This is a genomic window from Sphingopyxis sp. YR583 (assembly GCF_900108295.1).
Lineage (GTDB): Bacteria > Pseudomonadota > Alphaproteobacteria > Sphingomonadales > Sphingomonadaceae > Sphingopyxis.
This window is the reverse complement of sequence record NZ_FNWK01000004.1, coordinates 25,635-43,770: the sequence shown is the minus strand read 5'-3', so window position 1 is coordinate 43,770 and position 18,136 is coordinate 25,635. Positions and strand designations below refer to the sequence as shown.

Sequence of the window (18,136 nt, the reverse complement as noted above, 5' to 3'; positions counted from 1 at the left end):
CCGGGGCCCATTTCCCCATTCCGCCACAGATCCCGGCCTTTGCCGGGATACGGAGAAATAAAATGACCGCACCCAAAGTCCTCATCAGCGACAAGATGGACCCCAAAGCCGCCGCGATCTTCAAGGAACGCGGCATCGACGTCGACGTCATCACCGGCAAGACCAAGGACGAGCTGATCGCGATGATCGGCGACTATGACGGCCTCGCGATCCGTTCGGCCACCAAGGTTACCGCCGACGTGCTCGCCGCCGCGACGAACCTGAAGGTCGTCGGCCGCGCCGGGATCGGTGTCGACAATGTCGACATTCCGGAAGCGTCGAAAAAGGGCGTCATCGTGATGAACACGCCCTTCGGTAACAGCATCACCACCGCCGAACATGCGATCGCGATGATGTTCGCGCTCGCACGCCAGATTCCCGAAGCCAATGCGGGGACGCAGGCGGGCAAATGGCCGAAGAACGACTTCATGGGTGTCGAACTGACCTCGAAGACGCTCGGCCTGATCGGTTGCGGCAATATCGGCAGCATCGTCGCCGAGCGCGCGCTGGGCCTCCGCATGAAGGTCGTCGCCTTCGACCCCTTCCTGACCCCCGAGCGCGCGATCGAGCTCGGCGTCGAAAAGGCCGACCTCGAAACCTTGCTCGCCAAGGCCGATTTCATCACGCTGCACACCCCGCTGACCGACCAGACGCGCAATATCCTGTCGGCCGAGAATATCGCCAAGGCGAAGAAGGGCGTGCGCATCATCAACTGCGCGCGCGGCGGGCTGATCGACGAAGCCGCGCTGAAGGACGCACTCGAAAGCGGCCATGTCGCGGGCGCGGCACTCGACGTGTTCCAGACCGAACCGCCGGCAGCCGATCATCCGCTGTTCAGCGCGCCGAACTTCATCTGCACGCCGCACCTCGGCGCGTCGACCGACGAAGCGCAGGTCAATGTCGCGATCCAGGTAGCCGAGCAACTGTCGGACTATCTGCTCACCGGCGGCATCACCAACGCGCTCAACGTGCCCAGCCTGTCGGCCGAGGAAGCGCCGAAACTGCGCCCCTATATGAGCCTTGCCGAAAAGCTCGGTAGCCTCGTCGGCCAGCTCGCGCACGACAACCTCACGACGATCTCGGTCGAGGTCGAAGGCGCAGCCGCCGAGCTCAACCTCAAGCCAATCACCGCCGCGGTGCTCACAGGCCTGATGCGCCGTTATTCGGACAGCGTGAACATGGTCAACGCCCCGCACCTCGCCCGCGAACGCGGCCTCGACGTACGTGAGGTCCGCCACGACCGCGATGGCGACTATCACACCCTCGTCCGCGTCACCGTGGCGACCAGCGACGGCGACCGCTCGGTCGCAGGCACGCTGTTCAGCAACGGCGACCCGCGCCTCGTCGAGATGTTCGGGATCAAGGTCGAGGCCGACCTCGACGGCCATATGCTCTACATCGTCAACGAAGATGCGCCGGGCTTCATCGGCCGCATCGGTACCGCGCTTGGCGAAGCGGGACTCAACATCGGCACCTTCCACCTCGGCCGCCGCGCCGCGGGCGGCGAAGCCGTGCTGCTGCTCAGCCTCGACTCGCCGATGCCCGAGCCGTTGCTGTGGCAGCTCTGCCAGCTTCCCGGCGTGAAGACCGTAAAGGGTCTGAAGTTCTGACTATCGGGCGGGAGCGGTTGAAACGCTCCCGCCACCCTTCTAAGGCCGCAATCGATGACCAAGGCCCCTGCCCTGCTGCCCGAAGGGCTGCGCGATCGCCTTCCGCAACAGGCGGAGGCCGCGTCGCGCGTCACCCGCGCGCTCGTCGATGCGATGCGTTCGCATGGCTATGGCCGCGTGTCGCCACCGCTCGCCGAGTTTCGCGAGACCCTCGGCGGAGAGGACGAGCGCTCGACACGCGACCTGCTGCGCTTCACCGATCCCGTGTCGCAGCGCACGCTGGCGCTGCGCCCCGACATCACGCGGCAGGTCGGCCGCATCGCAACCTCGCTGCTCGCCAAGGCACCGCGTCCGCTCCGCCTCTGCTACGCCGGGCAGGTCGTCAAACTGCGCGCCAGCCAGCTTCGCCCGGCGCGCGAAATGCTGCAGGTCGGCGCCGAACTGATCGGCAGCGACAGCGTCGCCGCAGCGCGTGAGATCGTCACGGTCGCGATCGACGCGCTCGAGGCCGCGGGCATTGGCCCCGTCACAATCGATTTCACCCTGCCCGACGTCGTCGACCTGCTCGCGAACGGACCGCTGCCCGTCGATACCGACATCCAGCAACTGCGCGACGAACTCGACGCCAAAGATGCGGGCGCTCTCACGCGGATTGGCGCTGAAGCCTATCTGCCTTTGCTCCGCGCGACGGGCCCGTTCGATCAGGCGATTGCCGATCTGCGCGCATTCGACGCGGCCGGCGTCCTCACCGCACGCATCGACGCGCTCGAAGCGATCGCCGCACCGATCCGCGACCGCGTCACGCTGACGCTCGACCCGACCGAACGCCACGGCTTCGCCTATCAAAGCTGGTTCGGCTTCCAGATCTTCGTGCCGGGACAGGGCGACGCGGTCGGCCGCGGCGGCGGTTATTCGATCCCGGTCGGCGAACAGGAAGAAGCGGCCGTCGGTTTCTCGCTCTATCCCGATCCGCTGATTGACGCCGGCCTCGGCGCCGAAAATGATGCCGAGCGCCGTATTTTCCTGCCGCTCGGCCACGACGCGGCGCTCGCGGCGAGCCTGCGCGCCGACGATTGGCAGACGGTCGCTGCGCTGTCCGAAAGCGACGATGCAGGGGCGCTGGGCTGCGGCTTCATCCTCAGCGCCGACGGGCCGGTCGAAGCCTAAAAATCCGATACCCCGAAACGCGGAATGCCCTGATTGATGCCGGGCGGATCGAGCACGGTTACATCGAGCGCGACCGGTTCGCCGATCCAGTGTCCCAAAGTGGTGTGATCGGCGAGGTCATCGTCGGTCAATGGATGGACGAGCGCGCGCAGCCCGGTCGGCTCGATTGTCGCGATGACCGCAGGCCGATGGCTGGCGAGAAAATGCACCTCATATTGCGCGATCGGATGCGGCCCAGCCGCCCGGTCGGTCAACGAACCGACGAAAAGGATCGCCGCATCCTTGCAAAACGCATCGCGCAACGCGACCGCGGCGGACCGCTCCGCAGGATCATAATAGATATGGGCGTGATAGGGTGCGTCGGCGCTTGTCATGTCCCGATCCTATCGCGGCGATCAACGCGCGAACAGCTTCTTCAACCACGCATCGACCGCCACCGTCGGCGCATAGGACGGATCGCCCAGCCGCCGGTTGATTTCGGCATGCCCTTGCAACCCGTCGCCCGGAAAGCTTCCATGCTCGACGTGGCTGCCGCCTGCCTCCAGCGCGGCGCCCAGTACCTTCGCCTGCCGCACCCCGTCGGGCCGCTGGACATACAGGAGCAGGAATTGCGGCGCATTGGGTGCGACCGCCTGCAGCGTTGGAGAGAGCGCCTTTTGCCGCGCGATATCGGTGCCGAAAGCCTGCGTGTATGTCGCCTGCATGATGGAGGGCCCATCCTTCGTCTGCGCGGGTACATCATAGGCGGCGCCATCGATCGGGATGACGCCGGCGATGTCGGCAAACGACAGTCCGGCGCCCTTCAGGTAACGCTCGTCGGTTCCGACCAGCGCCACAAGATGGGCGCCCGCGCTGTGCCCCATCAGCACGATCCGGCGCCGATCGATACCGAGCGCATACGCGCGATCGATTATCGCCCGGACCGCCGAAGCGACGTCCGCCGCCTGCTGTTCGACGGTCACGGCGGGAACGAGCCGATAGTCGATCGAGGCGAAGGCATAACCCGCAGCGGGATAATGCATGGCTTTGAACCGACCCGTCGCATTTTCCTTGCTACCGCGCTTCCATCCGCCGCCGTGCACGAAAACAACCAGCGGCGCCGCAGCCTTCACGTCCTTCGCACGCCATAGATCGAGACTTTGCAGCGCATCTTCGCCATAGGCGATGGTTTCACTCCCCGTCAGCTTGGGCCCCTCCTCGGCGCCCATTCGCTCCGCCAGCCGCTCGCGAATTCGCTCGCGCATCGTCTCGCGCGCGTCTGCAAAGGGACCAGGAACGGCGACACTCGCAACCGCAAAGGCGAAAACGCCCGCATATCCAACCCAGTTTCGCTCGTTCATCGTCGATCTCCACTATCCCGGCGATCGGGGTTCTGGCGCGGATTTGTCGCAAAAACTTGCCAGCATCCCTTGCCTCTGCGCCCAAATCCGCTAAGGCCGCGCCGGGCCGGCGCTGGTCGTTTTGTGGCCCAGTTCAGCAGGACAGCATCATGGCAAATGTTACCGTCATCGGGTCGCAATGGGGCGACGAGGGCAAGGGCAAGATCGTCGACTGGCTCGCCAGCCGCGCCGACGCCGTCGTCCGGTTCCAGGGCGGTCATAATGCCGGTCATACGCTCGTCGTCGGCGAGCAGGTGTATAAGCTGTCGCTGCTCCCTTCCGGTATCGTCACCGGCACGCTGTCGATCATCGGCAACGGCGTCGTGCTCGACCCGTGGGCGCTGCGCGACGAGATGGCGAAGCTGCGCGGCCAGGGCGTCGAGATCAACGCCGACAATTTCGCGATCGCCGACAATTGCGCGCTGATCCTTCCCTTTCACCGCGATCTCGACGCGCTGCGCGAAACCGCCGCTGGCGCAGGCAAGATCGGCACCACCGGTCGCGGCATCGGCCCCGCCTATGAGGACAAGGTCGGCCGCCGCGCGATTCGCGTTTGCGACCTCGCGCACCTCGACAAGCTGGGTCCGCAGCTCGATCGCCTGACCGCGCACCACGACGCGCTGCGCGCCGGCTTCGGCGAACCGCCGATCGATCGCGAGCGCCTGATCGCCGATCTCTCCGAAATTGCCGATTTCGTCCTCGAATATGCGCAGCCCGTCTGGAAGCGCCTCAAGAAGGTCCGCAAGGCCGGCGCTCGCATCCTGTTCGAAGGCGCGCAGGGCGTATTGCTCGACGTCGACCATGGCACCTATCCCTTTGTCACCAGCTCGAACACCGTCAGCGGCACCGCCGCCAGCGGTTCGGGCCTCGGCCCCTCGGCGGTCGGCTTCGTCCTCGGCATCGCCAAGGCCTATACGACGCGCGTCGGCAGCGGCCCCTTCCCGACCGAGTTGGAGGACGAGATCGGCCAGCGGCTCGGCGAGCGCGGCCATGAATTCGGCACCGTCACCGGGCGCAAGCGCCGCTGCGGCTGGTTCGATGCGGTGCTTGTACGCCAGAGCTGCGCGGTGTCGGGTGTCACCGGTATCGCACTGACCAAGCTCGACGTTCTCGACGGCTTCGACACGATCCGCATCTGCACCGGCTATCGCCTCCGCGGAAAGATTCTCGACTATTTCCCGGCGCACGCCGCCGATCAGGCCGAAGTCGAGCCGATCTACGAGGAAATGGACGGCTGGCACGAATCGACCGCGGGCGCGCGCAGCTATGCCGACCTTCCCGCGCAGGCGATCAAATATATCCAGCGCGTGCAGGAACTGATCGAAACCCCGATCGCGCTCGTGTCGACCAGCCCCGAACGCGAGGATACGATCCTGATCCGCGACCCATTCAGCGACTGACGCCGGCGGCAGCAACGTCGCGGATTGCCGCGACGAAGCCCGCCGGATCATCCTCCTGAATGAAGTGGCCGCCCCTCAGCGTGCGGTGGGCCACGCCCTTTGCGCCGGGCACACGTCCGGTGAACAGCGCATCGCCGCCGCGCGTGATCGGATCGCCATCCGAAAAACAACAGAGGAACGGCTTGTCGAACGCCTCGAGCGCCGCCCATGCGCGCTTCTGGTCGGGCACCGCGACATTGTCGCCGAGCGGGACGAACGACGGATAGATGCGCGCCGCCACCTTCGACGCGCGTGTCGGGAATGGCGCGTCATAGGCGGCGATTTCGGCGGCGCTCAGTTCGCGCTTGGCGCCTGCCTTGACGATCTTGCCGATCGGGAAGACCGGACTGTATCTTGAGAAAGCGCGCCAGATCGCAAAGGCGCGCGGCGCCGGCTGGCCTTCGGGAAGGCCTCCGTTCGACAGCGCGACGCCGGCGAAACGCTCGGACATTTCGGCGACAAGCCGAAGGCCGATCAGCGAACCCCAATCCTGACACGCAAGGATCATGTTTTTGAGGTCGAGCGCCTCGATCCACTGACGCATCCACGCGACCTGCGCCGCATAGCTATAAGCGCCCCGATCGAGCGGCTTGTCCGAGCGGCCGAAGCCGATCAGGTCGGGCGCGACGACACGAAAGCCCGAATTCACCGCCGGGCCGATCATATGGCGATAAAGATAGGACCAGGTCGGCTCGCCGTGCAGCATCAGCACCGGCTGTGCCTCCGCTTCGCCTTCGTCCACATAATGGATGCGAAGCCCGCCCTCGATCTCCAGATATTTCGGCGCATAGGGCCAGTCGGGCAGCGCATCGAAGCGCGCATCCGGTGTGCGGTATATGGTCATGTTGTCGATCCCCCCCGCTCCCACCTTAGCCGGCAGCGCAGCACTGGCAACCACTTGCCGCGGCCCCGCAAAGCCTTAGTGTCGCGCTATGCGCCCGACCGCCATCTTCATCTGCCTGCCGCTCGCGGCCTGCAGCGCCGCCAGTTCGCAGCCATCGCTGCCCGCCGGCACCAGGGCCGACCGCCTGCTCGTCGACAAAAGCGATCGCGTCCTGATCGCCTATACCGGAAACCGCGAGATCGTCCGCTATACGAATATCCGTTTCGGCGACGCACCGACGGGGCACAAGCAGTTCGAGGGCGACGAGCGCACGCCCGAGGGGCGCTACACGATCAACGGCCGCAACCCGAAGAGCGCCTATCATCTGTCGCTGCGCATATCCTATCCGGGCGCCGCCGACCGCGCTTTTGCGAAGGCGAAGGGCCGCTCGCCGGGCGGCGATATCTTCATCCACGGCCAGCCCAATGCCTGGCCCGGCCCGCCGATCGCACGCGACTGGACCGACGGCTGTATCGCGCTGTCGAACGCCGATATAAAGCAGCTATGGGATATCGTGCCCGACGGCATCCCGATCACCATCCGGCCTTAAGGAACCCGCCATGTCGCGCCATATCCTCGTCTTCTACGGCAGCTACCGCCGCGACCGGCAGGGCCTGAAACTCGCGAACTGGCTTGTCGATGCGATCGTCGCGCGCGGAGACAGCGCCGAATTGATCGACGCAAAAGCGGTCGACCTCCCGATGCTCGACCGCATGTACAAGGAATATCCAAAGGGCGAGGCCCCCGCCGCGATGGAGGAACTTGCGGGCAAGATCCGCGCCGCCGACGGGTTCCTGTTCGTCACCGGTGAATATAATTGGGGACCGCAACCGGGGCTCAAGAACCTCACCGATCATTATCTGGAGGAATGGTTCTGGCGCCCTGCGGCGATCGCCTGTTACTCGGCCGGCTCGTTCGCCGGGGTGCGCGCGATGATGGGCTGGCGCGACATATTGGGCGAGATGGGGATGGCGGTGATCTCGTCGATCCTGCCCGTCGCGCGCATCGGCAAGACCTTCGACGCCGACGGTCAGCCCATGGGCGACGAGGGCAAACAGCTCGAACGGCTCTTCCCGCGGTTCGCCGACGACCTCAATTGGTGGATCGACGCCGCCAAGACGCAGCGCGCGAAGGTCGACCCGCCTTACTAACCCGACTTGAGTTCGGCGTTGAGGCGCAGGCTCGCACGCCAGAAGAAGAAGGCCGGGATCAGGCCAAGCCACGCAGCGCCATAAAGGACGTAGCGCACGCTCTCGACCCCGACCGAGGGTTTGAGCATCTCCGACGCGATGCCGAAGAGCAGCGGACCGAGGCCGAGGCCAATCAGATTCTGCAGGAACAGCATCACCGCGCTCGCCATCGCGCGTGCCTGCGGACGGACGAGTCCGTGGACGCAGGCGAAGGTCGGTCCGTAATAGGCGGCGTTGAGCAGGGTCGGAATGAACAGCAGCGCGATCGCGACATGCCATTCGTCGACCCAATATCCGACGAACAGGATCGGCGCGGCGATCGCCATGCCGACCGCAGGCGTCGTCAGCATATGCCGCCGATCGACCTTGCCGAAGCGGTCGGCGAGATATCCGCCCAGCCAGGTTCCCAATATCCCGGCGATGCCTAATGCGACACCCAGCAGCAGGCCCGTCTCGCCGGGACTGAGACCGTGCGAGCGCTGGAAAAGAATCAGCGCCCATACACCCTTGCCATACCCCAGGAAGGCGGTGAACGACGATGCGATCGCGATGTAGAGGAAGGCGCGCGTGCCAAAAACTTCGCGAAGCGCGCCGAAGACGTTGAACTCGGCCGCAGGCGCGGCGGTATCGGCGGGCGCCTTGTGGCGCACTTCCTTGATCATCATCGGCAGGACGAGCGCGAGCAAGATGCCGGGAACTCCGACGACCATGAAGGCGACACGCCAGCCCCACTGGTCGGCGACCAGACCGCCGACGATCAGCCCCAGCAGGCTGCCGATCGGAATACCAAGACCGTAAAAGGCGATCGCAGAAGCGCGCTTTGCCGGTTCGACGCGATCGGTGATCAACGAATGCGCCGCAGGCGTGCATCCCGCCTCCCCAACCCCGACGCCGATGCGCGCGAGCAGCAGTTGCGTGAAATTCTGCGCCATGCCGCAAAGCACAGTCATCCCCGACCACACTGCGAGCGAGACCGAGATCAATCCGATGCGGTTGGTCGTCGGCTTGTCGGCGTAACGCGCGATCGGAATGCCGAGGAAGGTATAGAAGAGCGCAAAGGCCAATCCCGTGAGGAGCCCGATGTCGGCGTCCGAAAGCGACAGGTCGCGCGCGATCGGCTCGGCGAGAATGTTGACGATCTGGCGATCGAGAAAGTTCAGGATATAGACCGCGAGCAGCACCCACAGCATCCGCCGGACCGGTGTCGCCGTATCACTTGCCGGCGCCGTTACGGCTGCCGCCATCGCGTCATTCTGGCTCATCATTTTCTCCCGTGACGATGGGAGCAGACGCGCGGCATCCGTGTCAACGCCATTGCGCCGAAACGGAAATGCCCATTTGCAATTGCCGCTACGGCTTGGCAGCACGCAGAGCTTGTAAAAAATTGTTGCTCGCGATCGCTCCCCGCAGCGGCGATACGGCGTCCCGTGCGTATCAGCGCCGGTCGCGCCGCTTCTTCCAGCCCTCTTCAAGCTCGAGCAATTCCATCGGAACATGGATCGCACGCACCGCCAGCCGAACCTCGACGAGAAAAAGAATTAGCGAGATCAGCAGAAGCAGCATCGCGACCGCAAAGGCCCATGACGCCGCAACGCCAAGGTTGATGCCGGTAAAGGCCTGCGTGAACAACAGCGCGACGAGCACGCAGACGACGATCCCGCACGCCACGGCGGAAAGGATCGAATTGTTGATGATCCCCATCCGGCGGTCGGCGATGCGCAGTTCGGCTACGATGCGCTCATGCTCCAGCCCCTCGGTTTCGGCCCAGCGCTCTATCAAATTGCGCGAGCGGTCGACGACGCGCGCCAGCCGCCCGGCAATGACGTTGAGCAGGCTGCCCGTCGCGACGAGCAGGAACACCGGCGTGACCGACAGCTGAATCGTCTGCGCAATCGCGCCGGCGTCGAGATCCATCATCCCCCGGCCGCAACCGACGGCGTGTTCACGCCATGCATCGCCAGGAATTTGCGGACGTTGCGCGCCGCCTGCCGGATGCGCTGTTCATTCTCGACCATCGCGATGCGGACATAGCCTTCGCCGTCCTCGCCATAGCCGACACCCGGCGCGACCGCGACCTTGGCATGGGTGAGCAATTGCTTCGAAAATTCGAGGCTGCCCATCTCCTTGAGCGCGGGCGGCAGCGGCGCCCAGGCGAACATCGACGCCTTCGGGCTCGGAATGTCCCAGCCCGCACGGCCAAAGCTCTCGACCATCACGTCGCGGCGCTTCTGGTACAGGTCGCGGTTCTTTTGCACGATATCCTGCGGGCCGTTGAGTGCGGCGCAGGCGGCGGCTTGGATCGGCGTGAAGGCGCCATAGTCGAGATAGGACTTCACGCGCGTCATCGCCGCGATCAGGCGCTTATTGCCGACAGCAAAGCCCATGCGCCATCCCGCCATCGAATAGGTTTTCGACATCGAGGTGAATTCGATCGCGACATCCTTCGCGCCCGGCACCTGCAGGATCGAAGGGGTCGGATTGCCGTCGTAATAAAGCTCCGAATAGGCAAGGTCCGAAAGAACCCAGACCTTGTTCTCCTTAGCCCAGGCGACGAGGCGCTCATAGAAAGCGAGATCGACGGCTTCGGCGGTCGGGTTCGACGGATAGTTGACGACGAGGATCGACGGGCGCGGCACTGTGAACGCCATCGCGCGGTCGAGCGCGCGCCAGTAATTCTCGTCGGGCGTGGTCGGCACGCTGCGGATCGTCGCACCGGCGATGATGAAGCCGAAGGTGTGGATCGGATAGCTGGGGTTCGGTGCGAGTACGACGTCGCCGGGGCCGGTGATCGCGGTCGCGAGGCTCGCGAGCCCCTCCTTCGATCCCATCGTCACAACGACTTCGGTCTCGGGGTCGAGGTCGACGTTGAAGCGGCGACCGTAATAATTCGCCTGCGCGCGGCGGAGGCCCGGAATACCCTTCGACTGCGAATAGCCGTGCGCGTCGGGCTTCATCGCCACTTCGCAAAGCTTCTCGATCACATGCGCCGGCGGCGGCAGGTCGGGATTGCCCATCCCCAGGTCGATGATGTCCTCTCCCGCGGCGCGGGCGGCCGCACGCATCGCATTGACTTCAGCGATGACATAGGGCGGCAGGCGCTTGATGCGATAGAATTCATCTTCGGACATGGGAAACTAGAACAACTCCTTTGCGTTACTTGTGGGTTGACGCGAGCGGCAGCCTCGCCAGCCGCATCGCGGCTTGTTATAGGCATATAATCCGCACTGACCAGCAGGAACGAGCATGAGCGATACGGGCAAAGACGACACGATCGAGACGCCGAATCCCTTCCTGCCATCCCCCGAAGACATGCAGCATTGGGCAAGCGTGATCGGCCGCGCGCAGCAGATGATGCTCGATTATGCTCTGGGCCAGGTCAATGAAGGCAATACGAGCGCGGCCGCGCTGTTCGACCCCGCCAAATGGATCGACAATCCGGCGACGCAACTATGGACGCAGCAATCGTCGAAGATGTGGGATCAGGGGGTCGCCTTCTGGACCTCGCTCGCGAGCTTGAACCCAATGGCTCCGGCTGTTCCCGAGGCGGACACGAAGGACCGTCGCTTTGCCGATCCCGACTGGAGCGCCAATCCGGTGTTCGCGATGATCCGGCAGACCTATGGACTCCTCGCCGAACAGATGCTCGCGACGACGCGCCAGATCGACGGGCCCGACCCCGCCGCGCGCGCGAAAATGGAATTTGCTGCAAAGGCGATGGCCGACGCGATGGCGCCGACCAACCTCGCGCTCACCAATCCCGAGGTGATCAAACGCGCAGTGGAAACGCGCGGTGAAAGTCTGCTCAAGGGGTTGAAGCACATGCTTACCGACCTGTCGCGCGGGCAACTCAGCCATGTTGACCCCGATGCGTTCGAAGTCGGGGGCAATATCGCGACGACGCCGGGCAAGGTGATCCACGAAACCGACCTTTACCAGCTCATCCACTATGCGCCGACGACGAAGGAGGTCTTCACCGTCCCGCTCATCATCTTCCCGCCATGGATCAACCGCTTCTACATCCTCGACCTTAACCCGGCGAAAAGCTTCGTTGCCTGGGCGGTCGAACAGGGGCTCAGCATATTCATGGTGTCGTGGAAATCGGCCGACGCGTCGATGAGCGAGATCGTCTGGGACGACTATATCGCGGCGCAGGTCGATGCGATCGATACGGTGCGCGAGCTTCTAGATGTCCCCGCCGTCCATACGATCGGCTATTGCGTCGCCGGCACCACGCTCGCCGCAACGCTCGCAATGCTGTCGGCGCGCGGCGAAGCCGACAAGGTCAAGTCGGTGACGTTTTTCACCGCGCAGGTCGATTTCGAACATGCCGGCGACCTCAAGATGTTCGTCGACGACAGCTATCTGGCGCTGCTCCAGCAATTGTCGGCGCCGGGATTCCTTGACGGCCGCTATATGGCGGCGACCTTCAACAGCTTGCGCGGGCGCGACCTGATCTGGAACTATGTCGTCAGCAATTATCTGCTCGGCAACGACTACCCGCCCTTCGATCTGCTCTACTGGAACGGCGATACCACGAACCTGCCCGCGAAATGGCATCGGCAATATCTGGTCGACCTGTATCGCGACAATCGCATGGTCATCCCGAACAGCCTGTCGGTGATGGGTACGCCGATCGACCTCAAGAAGATCGAGACGCCCGCCTTCATTCAGGCGGGGCGCGAGGATCATATCGCTCCGCTCGCCAGCGTCTGGCGGCTGATGGATCATCTGTCGGGGCCGAAAACCTTCCTGCTCGCGGGATCGGGCCATATTGCGGGCGTGGTCAATCCGCCCGCCGCGGGCAAATATCAATATTGGACCGGGGACAGCGAGGCAGCGACGCTCGACGATTTTGTTGCGGGCGCGACCGAGACCAAAGGTAGCTGGTGGCCGCACTGGATCGAATGGCTTGCGCAGCAGGATGACGCAAAGACCGCCGCAAAGGGCGCACGCATCCCCGGAAAAGGCGCAAAAAAGGCGATCGAGGACGCCCCGGGCCGCTACGTCAAACAGCGGTAATATCCCGCGAATATAGTCCGATCGGGTCGGTGGTCGGACTATTTTTGTGCACTGCACAAATTTCTCTTGAAATCACCGATCCGCTCCTATATTGTGCAGTGCAACATAAAGGAGTTGTCTCGATGGCTACCAAGATGGATAGTGCCGAAAAGGCTTTCGAAGCCGCGACGCTGGAAACCGCACCCAAGCCGGTGACGACTCCTGCGGCCCCGGTTGTTGCTGCTCCGGCAGCCGAAAAGACCGCGGCCCCCGCAAAGACCAAGACCGTCACGGCAAAGGCCAAGCCGGTCCAAAAGAAAGCCGCAAAGCCGGCAGCAAAGAAGGCCGCTCCCAAGACGGCTGCCAAGACCATTGCCCCCAAGACCAAGGCCGCACCGAAGCCGGTCGCTGCCGCCACCAAAGGATTCAAGACCATGAACGACACCGTCAAGAAGTTCGCCGACGAAGCGAAGACCCGCACCGAAGCCCTGACCGCCGACTTCAACGCGAAGGCGAAGGAAGCGATGAGCAAGACCAGCAAGCTTGCTGAAGAAGCCGTCGAATTCAACAGGGCGAACGTCGAAGCACTCGTCGAAGCCGGCAAGATCGCTGCCAAGGGCATCGAAACGCTCGGCCAGGAAGGCGTGACCTATGCTCGCAAGAGCTTCGAAGACACGACCGCCGCGCTGAAGGGCTACACCGCCGTCAAGACGCCGGCCGACTTCTTCAAGCTCTATGCCGAAAACAGTAAGAAGGCTTTCGACGCCGCTGTTGCGCAGACCTCGAAGACCAGCGAACTCGTCGTCAAGCTGACGAACGACAGCTTCGCGCCGATCTCGAACCGCGTTTCGGTCATCACTTCGAAGATGAAGGCCGCCTAAGCGACCTCATTTTCCCTCGTTGGCGCGGGCACTTCCCCTCCTCTCCCGCCGGCGCCGACACCCCAAGGCCGCTCGCTTCCTCCGGGAAGCGGGCGGTACTTGTTTGGGCCACCGTTTCTCGCACGGGTAGCCGGCTGGCGAACAAGAGGTTAAAATCCGCGACCGCACCTCTTGCGCTTCGCCAACGGCTTGCGATATTCCTGCCATGATGTTTCCTGCTGCAACCAACCAGCCGCCCCGCGCCATGGCGGACAAGGACGACGGCTCGCCCGGCACCCCCGGCGTCGGCATCGCAACGCGCACCCGCGCGAAGGCGAAAAAGCCCTCGATGTACAAGGTGCTGCTGCTCAACGACGATTACACGCCGATGGAATTCGTCGTGATGGTGCTCCAGCGTTTCTTCAACATGGATATCGAACAGGCGACGCAGGTGATGCTGCACGTTCACCAGCAGGGCGTCGGCGTATGCGGCGTGTTCAGCTATGAGGTTGCCGAAACCAAGGTAAACCAGGTGATGGACGCCGCGCGGCAGAACCAGCACCCGCTGCAATGCACGCTGGAAAAAGCCTGAATCTAGCCCGCGCGCGCGATCTGTTCGGCCCTGAGCGCCGGAGACGGATCGCCCTTCAAATCGCCATAACCCAGTTCGGCTCCGCAGCCCGGGCATATCTTTGCGGTCCCGACGTCGGTCCCGCATGACCGGTGAACATAGCGGATCGCGGGCCCATCCCCTGTCTCGTCCGCCGCATAGGCCCAACGCTCGGACCAGTTCCGCATCGCGTACAGCACGTCGAACAGCGCCTTACCCTTGTCGGTCAGCCAATAGTCGTGACGTAGCGGGCGATCGCTATAGGCGCGGCGCTCGGCAACCCCCTCTGCAACCAGCATCTTGAGACGGGCGGAGACGAGCTGCGGCCCGAGGCCGGTGTTGGCCGCGATCAACTCGAAACGACGCCGCCCGAAGAGCAGTTCGCGTAGGATGAGCAGCACCGCACGGTCGCCGAGCAACTCGGCCGACCGGCCTACTGGGCAGAATGTGTCCGACAGATCGGTTCGTTTGGGCAAGCCTCACCTTTCCTCTTGTCACTATGATTACCATAGTTACTATGCGGCGCAAGAGGAGAGTCGCATGCCCAATCCCGCAGCCGTCATTATCGGAGCCGGAGACGCCACCGGCGGCGCCATCGCCCGCGCCTTCGCCGTCGAAGGCCTCACCGCTTGCGTAAATCGCCGTGAACGCAATGCCGACCAGCTTGAAGCTTTGGCAAAATCGATCCGCGACGAAGGACATCAGGCGCGCGCCTTCCCCGGCGACGCCCGCGAAGAAGAGGCGATGATCGCGCTGTTCGATCAGGTCGAGGCCGAGGTCGGCCCGGTAGAGGTCGCGGTGTTCAACATCGGCGCGAACGTCAATTTCCCGATCGCCGAGACGACGCTGCGCGTTTACACCAAGGTCTGGGAAATGGCGTGCCTCGGCGGTTTCCTGATGGGGCGCGAGGCGGCAAAACGCATGACCCCGCGCGGACGCGGTACGATCATCTTCACCGGTGCGACCGCGTCCTTGCGCGGCGGATCGGGCTTTTCCGCCTTCTCGGGCGCCAAGGGCGCACTCCGTATGCTCGCCCAGTCGATGGCGCGCGAACTGGGGCCGCAAGGCATCCATGTCGCGCACACGATCATCGACGGCGCGATCGACACCGAGTTCATCAAGGGCCGCCATCCCGATTTCGATAATGCGAAGGCGCAGGATCTGATCCTCAACCCCGACGCCATCGCCGCCAATTATGTGATGCTCCACAAACAGCCGAAAAGCGCGTGGACGCACGAACTCGACCTCCGTCCCTGGGGAGAAAAATGGTGACCGAAAGTCTCGAACTGATCTTCGATTTCGGCAGCCCCAACGCCTATCTTTGCATGAAGGCGCTACCCGAACTGCTCGATCGCACCGGCGCCGACCTCGTCATCACGCCCTGTCTTTTGGGCGGCATCTTCAAGGCGACGGGCAACAAGGCACCGATGGTCCAATATGCCGAGGCGCCCGCGAAGCTCGCTTATGAAAACCTCGAGATGCGGCGCTTCATTGAAAAATACGGCCTCGCCAAATTCCGCATCAACCCGCATTTCCCGGTCAACACGCTGACGATCATGCGAGGCGCGATCGTCGCCGACGACGAAGGCACGCTCGACGATTATGTCGACGCGGTGAACCGCGCGATGTGGGAAGAAGGCTTGAAGATGAACGATCCCGAGGTAATCGCGACCTTCCTGTCCGCCAACGGGTTCGACGGCCCCGCGCTACTCGCACGCACGCAGGAGGCCGACATCAAGGCGAAGCTCGTCGCCAACACCGAAGCCGCGGTCGCGCGCGGCGTATTCGGCATTCCGACCTTCTTCGTCGGCGGCGAGATGTTCTTCGGCAAGGACCGGCTGGCGCAAGTCGAGGAAGCGCTTGCTTAAGTCCGCTCTGCAGGCTGCGGACGCCCGGCGACCAATATCCCGACGACGATCAGCGCCAATCCGACGATATGGAACAGGTGCAGCGCCTCGCCGAGGAACAGCATCGCGAGCCCCGCCCCCATCAGCGGCATCACATTCATATATTGCCCCGTCGCCGCCGACCCGATCAGTTCGACCCCGCGGTTGAAGAAAAGATAGGCAAGGAACGACGGAAAGATCGCAACATAACCGATCGCCAGCGCGCTGCCCGTCGTCGGTACGATCAACCGCCCCGACCACAGCTCATGCAGGTAAAAGGGTATGATCACCGCGATGCCGACGACCATCGACGCCGCAAGGAAACTCAGCGGATGCACGGCGGGCCGGCGCCGAAGCAACACCGAATAAAGCGACCATAGCAGGACCGCACCGCCAATGATCGCGTCGCCAATATTGAGCTGCAAACGCCACAACAGCCCCGGATCGCCGCGTCCGACGATCGCCAGCACGCCGGCGAGCGAGATCAGCACACCGCCTATCTGGCGCAGGCTCGTGCCATCGCCCATCACCAACGCGCCGACGATCAGGATCAACGCGGGCTGCGCCGACTGGATCAACATCGAGTTGAGCGCGGTGGTGCTTTGCAGTCCCGTGTAGAGCAGGATGTTGAACGAACCGATCGCCAAGGCGCCGAGCAGCGCGACGATCGCCCAATTCGCGCGCAGCACCGGCCAGTCGCGCTTGAGATGCGGCCAGGCGAGCGGAAGCAGCAGCAAAAGCGCGAGAGACCAGCGCCAGAAAGACAGGGCAGCAGGCGGAACGAGGTCGCGCGCCGCGCGCCCGACGATCGAATTTCCGGCCCAGCAAAGCGCGGTCACCGTCAGCAGCGGATAGGCCCGCGACCAGAGCGCCGCGGCCGGGCCGCCCATCTTCGCCATTCCGCCGCGCTCCGTTTCAAACCCATGTCCGCCGCCCGAATAGCGGACGCCCCTTCCCTGTCTAGGTAAAGTCGAGCTGGATGATGTCGGTCGGCGTCGCGCGGCAATACATTTCGACCTGTTTCGCGCCGTCGGGATAGGTCGCGGTCATCGCCGCACGGATGCGCCAGCCGCCATTGCCCTGCTCGAGCGAAATCAGCTTGTCATACGACAGCCGGGTGCCGCCGGTGATGCCGATCTGCCGCGCGGCGTCGTTCATGCAGTTCAGGACCGACGGCCGCGACGCGCTCGGCAGGCTGTTGAGGTTCGCGCTCAGCGTAGCGGGCGGACCGGCGGGGTAGGTTGGCGTTGCCGTACCCTCGGGCGCGCTCGTCTCGGTCGCCGCTTTCTTTTTCTTGCCGCTTGCCAGCAAGGCGAGCAGCCCACCGGCAACAACGATGCCGCCGATGATGAGCCCGGTGCTCGGGCCCTTGTCCTTGTCTTTCTCGGGCGGACGCGTGTTGCGATAGCCATAGGAGAATTCGGCGCGGCAGCCCTTGTCGACCCAGATATAGTCGCTGGTGTAGCCCCATTGGCGCCCGGCGTTGCATTTGCCGGCAATCTTGCGCGTCAGCTCGACGCGATCGTTCGTCCGCACATTGCACTGTTGATATTTATAGCTCCACGATTCGCAGTTCAACGTTCCGGCATAATCGTCGACCGGCTGCGGCAGCGGCGTCGGATAGCCGCCGTCATTGGCATAGCCATAAGCGAATTCGGCCCGGCAGCCGCCCGACACCCAGATCTGGTTGGCGGTAAAGCCCCAGTCGCGGCCCTTCGAACAGCGTCCGCCGATTACGCGTTGCAGGTCGACGCGATTGCCGGTGCGGACATTGCAACGCTGCATCTGGTTGTTTCGCGACTCGCAGCGGATCGTCCCAACATAACCGTCGCCATAGCCCGGACGCGGCGGCTGGATCGCGGGCCCACCGGGGTAAGGCGGCACTGGCTGGACCGCGGGACCACCGGGCGGCGGATAGGGCAAGGTGGTTGCCTGTGGCAACGCCGGGACGGCAACCTGGCTGGCGATCAACGTGGCCGTAGTGAGGATCGTGACGACATTATTCCGCATGACCTTACTCCCCTGTGAAAAGTCGCTTTCCGTTTACGCTGTCCTTGTCCGGCCCCAATATCGAC

Annotated in this window: 19 protein-coding genes; 10 read left to right on the top strand and 9 right to left on the bottom strand. The window is 63.9% G+C overall.

What is annotated here, in order from left to right; translation table 11 throughout:
* The first annotated feature begins 62 nt into the window (after nt 1-62).
* A complete protein-coding gene (gene serA, locus BLW56_RS17555; protein ID WP_093512182.1) occupies nt 63-1,649 on the top strand; it encodes a phosphoglycerate dehydrogenase in 1,587 nt (528 codons plus the stop codon).
* Nucleotides 1,650-1,703: 54 nt separating this feature from the next.
* The gene (locus tag BLW56_RS17550) at nt 1,704-2,816 is read left to right on the top strand and encodes an ATP phosphoribosyltransferase regulatory subunit (RefSeq protein WP_093512180.1); all 1,113 of its coding nucleotides are present in this window, start codon (nt 1,704-1,706) and stop codon (nt 2,814-2,816) included.
* Here the strand turns inward: BLW56_RS17550 and BLW56_RS17545 are convergent.
* Nucleotides 2,813-3,190: a DOPA 4,5-dioxygenase family protein gene (locus BLW56_RS17545; RefSeq protein WP_093512178.1), complete on the bottom strand. Its 378-nt coding sequence runs from the start codon at nt 3,188-3,190 to the stop codon at nt 2,813-2,815. The genes BLW56_RS17550 and BLW56_RS17545 overlap by 4 nt on opposite strands.
* Before the next feature lie 21 nt (nt 3,191-3,211).
* On the bottom strand, nt 3,212-4,156 hold the full coding sequence (locus tag BLW56_RS17540) for an alpha/beta hydrolase (RefSeq protein WP_093512176.1): 945 nt from the start codon (nt 4,154-4,156) through the stop codon (nt 3,212-3,214).
* Between the two features lie 149 nt (nt 4,157-4,305).
* Here BLW56_RS17540 and BLW56_RS17535 point away from each other — a divergent pair, with 149 nt between their 5' ends.
* Nucleotides 4,306-5,595, top strand: a complete 1,290-nt coding sequence (locus BLW56_RS17535) for an adenylosuccinate synthase (RefSeq protein WP_093512174.1) — start codon at nt 4,306-4,308, stop codon at nt 5,593-5,595.
* Here BLW56_RS17535 and BLW56_RS17530 read toward each other — a convergent pair.
* A complete protein-coding gene (locus BLW56_RS17530; protein WP_093512587.1) occupies nt 5,585-6,478 on the bottom strand; it encodes a haloalkane dehalogenase in 894 nt (297 codons plus the stop codon). The two genes, BLW56_RS17535 and BLW56_RS17530, sit on opposite strands and share 11 nt — an antisense overlap.
* 88 nt (nt 6,479-6,566) lie before the next feature.
* Here BLW56_RS17530 and BLW56_RS17525 point away from each other — a divergent pair, with 88 nt between their 5' ends.
* Both BLW56_RS17525 and BLW56_RS17520 read left to right on the top strand, forming a co-directional pair.
* Nucleotides 6,567-7,067, top strand: coding sequence for a L,D-transpeptidase family protein (locus BLW56_RS17525; RefSeq protein ID WP_093512172.1), 501 nt, complete (start codon nt 6,567-6,569; stop codon nt 7,065-7,067).
* Between the two features lie 10 nt (nt 7,068-7,077).
* On the top strand, nt 7,078-7,668 hold the full coding sequence (locus BLW56_RS17520) for an NADPH-dependent FMN reductase (RefSeq protein WP_093512171.1): 591 nt from the start codon (nt 7,078-7,080) through the stop codon (nt 7,666-7,668).
* Here BLW56_RS17520 and BLW56_RS17515 read toward each other — a convergent pair.
* The 3 genes from BLW56_RS17515 to BLW56_RS17505 all read right to left on the bottom strand — a co-directional run bounded on the left by BLW56_RS17515 (nt 7,665) and on the right by BLW56_RS17505 (nt 10,835).
* On the bottom strand, nt 7,665-8,951 hold the full coding sequence (locus tag BLW56_RS17515; protein ID WP_371262259.1) for a spinster family MFS transporter: 1,287 nt from the start codon (nt 8,949-8,951) through the stop codon (nt 7,665-7,667). The two genes, BLW56_RS17520 and BLW56_RS17515, sit on opposite strands and share 4 nt — an antisense overlap.
* Nucleotides 8,952-9,141: 190 nt before the next feature.
* On the bottom strand, nt 9,142-9,621 hold the full coding sequence (locus BLW56_RS17510) for a DUF2721 domain-containing protein (protein ID WP_093512169.1): 480 nt from the start codon (nt 9,619-9,621) through the stop codon (nt 9,142-9,144).
* Entirely contained in the window at nt 9,621-10,835 is a 1,215-nt protein-coding gene (locus BLW56_RS17505) for an LL-diaminopimelate aminotransferase (RefSeq protein ID WP_058536696.1), read from the bottom strand. Before BLW56_RS17505 ends, BLW56_RS17510 begins: the two co-directional genes overlap by 1 nt.
* A 115-nt stretch (nt 10,836-10,950) precedes the next feature.
* Here BLW56_RS17505 and BLW56_RS17500 point away from each other — a divergent pair, with 115 nt between their 5' ends.
* The 3 genes from BLW56_RS17500 to clpS all read left to right on the top strand — a co-directional run bounded on the left by BLW56_RS17500 (nt 10,951) and on the right by clpS (nt 14,157).
* Complete coding sequence (locus BLW56_RS17500; protein WP_093512167.1) at nt 10,951-12,726, top strand: PHA/PHB synthase family protein; 1,776 nt, start codon at nt 10,951-10,953, stop codon at nt 12,724-12,726.
* A gap of 122 nt (nt 12,727-12,848) precedes the next feature.
* Nucleotides 12,849-13,586, top strand: coding sequence for a phasin family protein (locus BLW56_RS17495; RefSeq protein ID WP_093512165.1), 738 nt, complete (start codon nt 12,849-12,851; stop codon nt 13,584-13,586).
* A 208-nt stretch (nt 13,587-13,794) separates the two neighbouring features.
* Nucleotides 13,795-14,157, top strand: a complete 363-nt coding sequence (clpS, locus tag BLW56_RS17490; protein WP_371262258.1) for an ATP-dependent Clp protease adapter ClpS — start codon at nt 13,795-13,797, stop codon at nt 14,155-14,157.
* A 2-nt stretch (nt 14,158-14,159) separates the two neighbouring features.
* Here clpS and BLW56_RS17485 read toward each other — a convergent pair whose 3' ends face one another.
* Entirely contained in the window at nt 14,160-14,651 is a 492-nt protein-coding gene (locus BLW56_RS17485) for a winged helix-turn-helix transcriptional regulator (RefSeq protein WP_093512162.1), read from the bottom strand.
* A gap of 64 nt (nt 14,652-14,715) precedes the next feature.
* Between BLW56_RS17485 and BLW56_RS17480 the strand changes: the two genes are divergently transcribed.
* Nucleotides 14,716-15,447, top strand: a complete 732-nt coding sequence (locus BLW56_RS17480; RefSeq protein WP_093512160.1) for an SDR family oxidoreductase — start codon at nt 14,716-14,718, stop codon at nt 15,445-15,447.
* The gene (locus BLW56_RS17475) at nt 15,441-16,043 is read left to right on the top strand and encodes a 2-hydroxychromene-2-carboxylate isomerase (RefSeq protein ID WP_093512158.1); all 603 of its coding nucleotides are present in this window, start codon (nt 15,441-15,443) and stop codon (nt 16,041-16,043) included. The genes BLW56_RS17480 and BLW56_RS17475 overlap by 7 nt, the downstream gene beginning before the upstream one ends.
* Here the strand turns inward: BLW56_RS17475 and BLW56_RS17470 are convergent.
* The gene (locus BLW56_RS17470; RefSeq protein WP_093512156.1) at nt 16,040-16,960 is read right to left on the bottom strand and encodes a DMT family transporter; all 921 of its coding nucleotides are present in this window, start codon (nt 16,958-16,960) and stop codon (nt 16,040-16,042) included. The genes BLW56_RS17475 and BLW56_RS17470 overlap by 4 nt on opposite strands.
* A gap of 61 nt (nt 16,961-17,021) precedes the next feature.
* The gene (locus BLW56_RS17465) at nt 17,022-18,071 is read right to left on the bottom strand and encodes a DUF3011 domain-containing protein (protein ID WP_093512154.1); all 1,050 of its coding nucleotides are present in this window, start codon (nt 18,069-18,071) and stop codon (nt 17,022-17,024) included.
* Nucleotides 18,072-18,136 lie beyond the last annotated feature (65 nt).